This window comes from Megasphaera sp. DJF_B143 (assembly GCF_900320625.1).
GTDB lineage: Bacteria > Bacillota > Negativicutes > Veillonellales > Megasphaeraceae > Megasphaera > Megasphaera hexanoica.
On record NZ_ONTA01000176.1, the window covers coordinates 1 to 7330 of the forward strand.

Consider the following 7330-nt stretch of genomic DNA (forward strand, 5'->3'; position numbering starts at 1 on the left):
AATTGTTCTTTTATATGCTTCATGTCGGGCAATCCTCCTTACTATCAGTATAAGCGTTTTGTATTTTCTGCAGTGTCTGGATAAAGGCCTGCCGGAACCGGTCCGGCCCGATAATGACGATGGCATCGCCCTGCATGAGGAGCCAGCGGAAAAAACCGGGAATGCTTACGGTCACTTCCACCAGTACGGTCTCCACTTCCCAAGAAAGTACCGTGTGAGCGGGGATTTTATCGAACAGGGCTTCGGCCGCCCGGTGCTGACAGCGCAGGGTCAGACGGACAGGATTTCCACCGAACATAAAGGGCGTCGTCGAACGCAGGCGGCGGAGAGAAAAGTCATTGTCTTCCGGGGAGAATCCGTTCCCGGGAAGGACATCGAAGGAACGGATGCGGTCGAGGCGGAAAAATGCCGGTTCCTTGTGAATCGTCCCTTCCACGGTGGCGATGAGATAAAAATATCCATCGGAAACGACGACTGAGAGGGGAAACACGATATGCGCCGTCCGCATGTCATCGCCGCGGCTGTAATGAAGGCAGATTTTTCTGTGGTCCCGTATGCACTGCTGCAGGTCCCATTGGGTCTTGATGATGGCCTGATGATGAGACGGTTCACGATAGCCGTCAAGCTCTTCTTCCTGCAGCCGTGAAAATTCCATTTCATCCCGGGGCGACAATAATCCGCACAGGGCCTGTACCAGCCCTTCCATCTCATCGAGACGCAGTGCCCGGCTGCCCAGCAGGATTTTCAGGATGGTCAGTGCCTCCATGCTCTGCAGCGGCCGGTGCTGATAGTGGTTCAGGATATAGGACCCCTTCTGCCGGTCCCAGAGAAGTACGGCCGGGCTGCGGGCTTCGGAAAGGACGGCGCGGATGGACTGCATATCCCGTTCGATGGTTCGTTCTGTCGTATTAAATTCCAGTGCCAGATTCGTCTTATTCAGCCATTCGTGTTTCAATAAACGGCAGAATACGAGAAGTATCCGCTCAGCTTTATCCATACTCTCTCCTTTCATCCCTATAGTATCATAAAATTACGACACATATTGTCGCTGTATTCATAAACAATTTGTAACATATTATAACATAAAATGGGGATTTGCATGCAAAAATCCCTCAGGATATACGGTGCTCCTGAGGGATTTCACTAAGGCTGTTATTTTTCGTAATGTTCGTGCCACTGATGGTGGAACGTGCCTTCCCGGTCGGTGCGCTGATAGGTGTGGGCCCCGAAGTAATCCCGCAGAGCCTGTATCAGATTGGCTCCGACGCGGGGACTGCGGTAGGCGTCGAGATATTCCATGGCATTGGCAAAAGCCGGGATGGGAATGCCTTCCTGTACGGCCAGGCAGACAATCTGGCGCAGGCTTTCTTCGTTGGCATTGATTTTATCCAGGAAGAATTGGTCGAATATCAGGTTTTCCAGATCCGGATTCTTTTCATAGGCTTTGGTAATCTTATTGAGGAACTCCGCCTGGATGATGCAGCCGGCCCGGAAGATAGAGGCAATACGGCCGTAGTCGAGATCCCAGTGGTACGTTTCCGAGGCACTGCGGTAGAGAGAAAATCCCTGTGCGTAGGCTACGATTTTCCCAGTATACAGGCTGCGCCGCACGGCTTCGATGAATTTTTCTCCTTTTACAGGCTTATGTTCCGGCCCGGAAATGACCGTTTCAGCCATGTGCCGCTGAGGCAGGTTGGACATAACGCGAGCGTTGCAGGCAGCGGTGATCATAGAAATGTCGACGCCTTGTTTCAATGCTTCGATGCTGGTCCAGCGGCCGGTCCCCTTCTGTCCTGCCGCATCGACGATCTTATCGATGACCTGTCCGCCCGTTTCGTCGTCTTCGGCAAAAATATCGGCGGCGATACCGATGAGGAAACTGTGCAGTTCGCCCTGATTCCACTGGTGGAAAATATCGGCGATTTCACTATTCGTATAGCCGCCGACGGTTTTCAGCAGCAGATACGATTCGGCAATGAGCTGCATATCCGCATATTCGATGCCGTTATGGACCATCTTGACATAATGGCCGGCGCCATCACTGCCGATATAGGTGCAGCAGGGTTTGCCATCACTGGCTTTGGCTGCAATGGCTTCATAAATGGGCTGGATTTCAGGATACGTGTCTTTATTGCCGCCGGGCATGATGGACGGGCCGCGGCGGGCGCCGGTTTCCCCGCCCGATATACCCATGCCATAAAAATGGATGCCCTGCTTGCGGCAGTATTCATAGCGGCGGCGCGTATCACCGAAATAAGAATTGCCGCCGTCGATGAGGATATCCCCCTGGTCGAGGAGAGGGATGAGCTGGTCAATCATGCTGTCTACGGGCTTTCCCGCCATAATCATGAACATGATTTTCCGTGGCCGTTTGAGAGACGATACGAAATCCTGCAGGCCGTAATAGGCGGTAATATGATCATGGGGCCGTTCTTTGACAAATTTTTCCGTCAGATCCGGTGTGTAGTTATAGACGCTGACCGTAAATCCATGGTCTGCCATATTGAGAGCCAGGTTGCTGCCCATGACGGCCATGCCGACAACGCCGATATCATGTAAATCCATTGTGTATTCGCTCCTTTATCACGGACTTCGTCCGGTCAGATTTTTTTCTGGTATTCTGTAATTTCTGCAAATTCGTCCTGCAGTTTCAGATACAGCCGGGCAAAAATACTGTACAGCTCCCGGTATGTCGCCACGTTTTCGGCTATCGGTGTATATACTTTCTTTGCATGGACCAGATGGGCCGTGTCGGCAATGCTCTTTAGTCTGCCGCTGGCAATGAATCCCAGTGTCGCCGCGCCGAAGGCTGCTCCCTCGCTGTTGTCGGGGAGAGTCAGTTTTTCGTTTAGCACGTCCGACAGGATCTGCAGCCAGAGGCGGGATTTGGTAAAGCTGCCACTGACGCGGATATCGCGGATATCACCGAATTCCCGGAGGGCCAGCATGACGCTGTTCAGGCTGTAGCAGATTCCTTCCATGACGGCCCGGATGATGTGGGACCGGCTGTGATTGAGGGAAAACCCGAAGAACATGCCCCGCAATTCCGAATTCCAGTAGGGCGCCCGTTCCCCTGTAAAGCAGGGCAGGCAGATGAGGCCGTCGGCACCGGCATCGACGTGTTCAGCCTTCATGGTCATGAGGTCATAGGGGTCGATGTCCAAGTCTTCCAGCTTGCTGCCGCCGTAATGGCAGATTTTGTCGCGTACCCAGCGCAGGATCATGCCGCCGTTATTGATGGCGCCGCCGGCAACCCACATGTCATCGGTCAGATTATAGCACCAGGTGCGCATCTGCGGGTCCGTCTTCGGCTGTCTGGTCAGCATGCGCAGAGCCCCGCTGGTACCGATGGTCGCGCTGAGCTGGCCCGGCTGGACGGCACCGATGCCGACGTTGACCAATACGCCATCAGTAGCGCCGATGACCACGGGAAGTCCTTCCGGCAGATGCATGGCCCCGGCGGCTTCGGGTGCCAGCGTGTGCATGTACGTCGTGGAAACGACAGGCGGCATATACGACTTGTCTATACCGGCATAGGAAAGGATTTCATCGTCCCACTGGAGCGTCCGTTCATTGTACATGCCGCTGGTACTGGCCGTCGATTTATCGATGACCCACTGACCCGTCAGATGATAAAAAAGATAGTCTTTGATGGATCCGACGTATTTCATCTGGCGGAACAGGTCCGGCTGATGGCGTTTGAGCCAGAGAACCTTGGCCAGGGGATAACAGGCATGGATGGGGCAGCCCGTCCGTTCGTAAAAAGAATGGCACAGGACCGGATCTTTTTTCATATCACGGACTACATCGGCACTGCGGCTGTCGGCCCAGGTCTGCATATCCATGAGAGGTTCCAAGTGTTCGTCAAGACCGGCAAAACTGTGCATGACCGTGCTCAGGGCAATCCCTGCCAGTTCTTTGTTTTTATACCGCAGCTGGGCCGCCGTCTTGCTGATGACTTCTTCTACCGATTCGTATATCTGAAGCGGACTTTCTTCGGCCCAGTCCGGGTGGGGCGTCAGGAGCGGGTAAAACGCTTCGGACGAGCACACATTCGTACCGTCTTCCGTATAGGCAATGGCCCGCACGCCTGTCGTTCCTACGTCGACGCCAATCCATACTTCCTGATTGGATGATTCCATACTCATGATTATCTTCTCCCTTTCCGTTTATCACAGATTTTCACTCATGGTTCAGACCACAAGGGCTCCTACGATATCGGTAATATGTGTGATGCCTTCTTCTTCGCAATACTGGGCCATCCCCTCAGCAATTTCCTGTACCGCCCGGGGATTGACAAAGTTATAAGCCCCTACGGCGACGGCACTGGCTCCGGCCAGCATGAATTCAATCGCATCCTGCCAGCAGGCAATGCCACCCAGGCCGAGAATGGGAATCTGCACGGCCTTTGCTGTCTGCCATACCATGCGCAGAGCAATCGGTTTGACGGCAGGACCAGACAGGCCTCCGGTGATATTACCCAAAAGAGGGCGCCGCGACCGGATATCAATGGCCATCCCCGTCAATGTATTGATGAGGGACACGGCATCGGCACCGGCCGCTTCCACGGCTTTCGCCATGACCGTGATATCTGTCACGTTCGGTGATAATTTTACAATGACCGGCTTTTTCGTATGAGATTTGACCTGTCCGGTTACGGCAGCGGCCGCTTTAGGGTCGGTCCCGAATACGATGCCGCCTTCTTTGACATTAGGGCAGGAAATATTGACTTCCAGGCCGGCTACGCCATCGACATCGAGGGCTTCCGCCAGCTGGCCGTATTCTTCAGCCGAACCGGCCGAAATATTGACAATAAGGGGAGCTCCCATCTGTTTTGTCCGCGGCAGGATGTCCCGTTTGAACGCATCGAGACCGGGATTTTCCAGACCGATGCAATTGAGCATGCCCGACGGCGTTTCCGCCACCCGTACACCGGGATTACCCGCCCTCGGCAGGGGCGTAATCCCCTTGGAAATGACAGCGCCGATTTCACTGAGGTCGAGGAAATCACTATATTCCACGCCAAATCCGAATGTACCCGAAGCTCCCATGACGGGAGTCTTCATAGGAATACCGGCGAATGTAACGTTTAACCGATCTGTATTCATTAAAATACCTCCTTCGCCGGAAATACCGGTCCATCTGCACATACCTTATGCCGTCTGCCATCGATTTTGCTGGCAAAGGTACAGCCGAGACAGACGCCGATGCCGCAGGCCATGCGTTTTTCCATGGATACTTCACAATATACATCCGCTTCGGCCGCAGCTTCTGCAATGGTCTTCATCATCACCGTCGGGCCGCAGACGGAAATGCGGTCTATGGCATGTTCCTGAAAAATTACAGGCAGTGCCTGTACGGCAAATCCTTTTATTCCCCGGGACCCGTCATCAGTCGTCACGTAGATATCTTCCGCATAGGGTTCAAAAAACCGTGTCCAGAACGTTTCTGCCGCCGTCTTGCCAGCCACGAGGACCACCGGATGATCCAGCCTTTTTGCCAGGAAAATGAGCGGTGCCAGCCCGACGCCGCCCCCAGCCAGCAGGACCTTGCCAGGGGAAGTCGTAAAGACGCCATCTCCCAGAGGCCCTTCCACATTCAGCACATCACCGGGATGCAGCCGCGATAATTCTTCCGTTCCCGTACCGACGATACGGTAGATAATCGTGACCGTACCCTCTGTTGACGTATCGACGATGCCAAAGGGACGGCGCAAAAAGGTCGTACCGCCATCATAGTGTACGTTGACAAACTGCCCCGGCCGTGCTGTCCGGGCAATCTGCGGCGCATGGAATTTCATCTGCCATACGGCAGGAATAATCGCTTCGTTTTTTAGTATTTCAGCTTGCTCCACATATTTCATAAGCAATGCCTCCTATAAAAAGTTTCCCCGGATTTCTCCTTTTCCTATTCTACCATAGATAGAAAGAAAGTAAAAACGCCCTGCATGAATATTGTGTTCACACAGGGCGTATCCTATACCTGTTATTTATGTTCGACTTCTTTTTCCATATTCAGGGTAACTTCATCACGCCAGATACCGAGTCGGGCCACACAGTCAGCAGCCGATGCGTCCCACTTTCCATCTTTAAGGCGCTGTTTGTAATCGTCTACGAGAATCTTGACTTTGCCACTCAGAAGGAAAACGACAATGAGGTTGCAGACGACACATGTGCCATAGAAGAAATCGAAGGAAGACCACAGTGTCTTGGCTGCTCCGATAGCACCGACAATAGCCCAGGCACAACCGATGGCATAGTAAATTTTGATCCATGCGCCTTCAAGGCCCAGGGAGTTGAGGCAGATACCGCCATAATATACGTTGACAACACAGGTCGTAAAAGCAAAGAAAGTAATGATGACTGAAATAAATACAGCACCGACAGCCACACTGCCAAAGGCAGAGGAAAAGCCGGCTGTCGTAAGAGCAGCACCGGAAATACCCGTATTCCAGAGGCCCGAGGTCATAACGACCATAGCCGTCATCGTGCAGACGACAATAGTATCGAAGAAGCCTTCAAAAATCCCCCACAGGCCCTGTTTGACCGGATGGTTGACCGATGCCGACGAATGAGCCAGCGGAGCTGTACCCGTACCGGCTTCGTTGGAATAAATACCACGGGCCAGGCCCCAGCGGACGGCCAGCATGACCGTGCTGCCAGCAAAGCCGCCTGTTGCAGCCGTACCGGTGAAAGCGTCTTCAAAAATCATGGCAAAGGCCGAAGGAATCATGCTGGCATTGACGATGATAACAAAGATAGCACCGACGATGTAAATGACAGCCATAAACGGAACGACGAGATTAGCGAAATTGGAAATACTCTTGAGACCGCCCAGGAGAACTGCTGCCATTAGGACAGCAACGGTGATGCCGACGATATACGGATTGACAGCAAAGGCTGTATTAATGGCATTGGAGATTTCTGCTGCCTGGATAGACGGGGCAAACATCATGCCTGCTGCCATGACGATAGCCCAGATAGCCGACAGCCAGCGCCAGTTTTTGCCGAGACCGTTCTTGACATACCAGGGGAAACCGCCGTGCCAGACACCGCTTACGGGATCTTTTTCACGATAGGCCAGGCCCAGGGTAACTTCTGAGAATTTGACAATCAGGCCCAGCATGGCGATGAACCACATCCAGAAGACAGCACCGGGACCGCCTGTTGCAATAGCGACGGAAACGCCGGCGATGTTGCCAACACCCAGTGTCGATGCCAAAGCCGTACAGGCCGCCTTAAATGGCTTGATATTGCCGTCACCAGACCCTTTGTCAAAGATTTTGCCAAAGGTATCCTTCATGACATGACCAAAAAATGCAAACTGGAAA

At 53.2% G+C, this 7330-nt stretch carries 6 protein-coding genes; all 6 read right to left on the minus strand.

Features of this window, described 5'->3' with window-relative positions; all coding sequences use genetic code 11:
- Positions 1–19 precede the first annotated feature (19 nt).
- Positions 20–997, minus strand: a complete 978-nt coding sequence (locus DBO31_RS05330; protein ID WP_159897768.1) for a YafY family protein — start codon at positions 995–997, stop codon at positions 20–22.
- Positions 998–1152: 155 nt separating this feature from the next.
- Positions 1153–2565: a decarboxylating NADP(+)-dependent phosphogluconate dehydrogenase gene (gene gnd, locus DBO31_RS05335; RefSeq protein WP_150824622.1), complete on the minus strand. Its 1413-nt coding sequence runs from the start codon at positions 2563–2565 to the stop codon at positions 1153–1155.
- A 35-nt stretch (positions 2566–2600) separates the two neighbouring features.
- Positions 2601–4142: a gluconokinase gene (locus DBO31_RS05340; protein ID WP_369907325.1), complete on the minus strand. Its 1542-nt coding sequence runs from the start codon at positions 4140–4142 to the stop codon at positions 2601–2603.
- 51 nt (positions 4143–4193) lie between these two features.
- A complete protein-coding gene (locus tag DBO31_RS05345; protein WP_150824624.1) occupies positions 4194–5108 on the minus strand; it encodes a dihydroorotate dehydrogenase in 915 nt (304 codons plus the stop codon).
- A complete protein-coding gene (locus DBO31_RS05350) occupies positions 5108–5863 on the minus strand; it encodes a dihydroorotate dehydrogenase electron transfer subunit (protein WP_150824625.1) in 756 nt (251 codons plus the stop codon). Before DBO31_RS05350 ends, DBO31_RS05345 begins: the two co-directional genes overlap by 1 nt.
- 122 nt (positions 5864–5985) lie before the next feature.
- Positions 5986–7330: sodium:alanine symporter family protein (locus tag DBO31_RS05355; RefSeq protein WP_150824626.1), on the minus strand; the 1345-nt coding region annotated here is incomplete at its 5' end.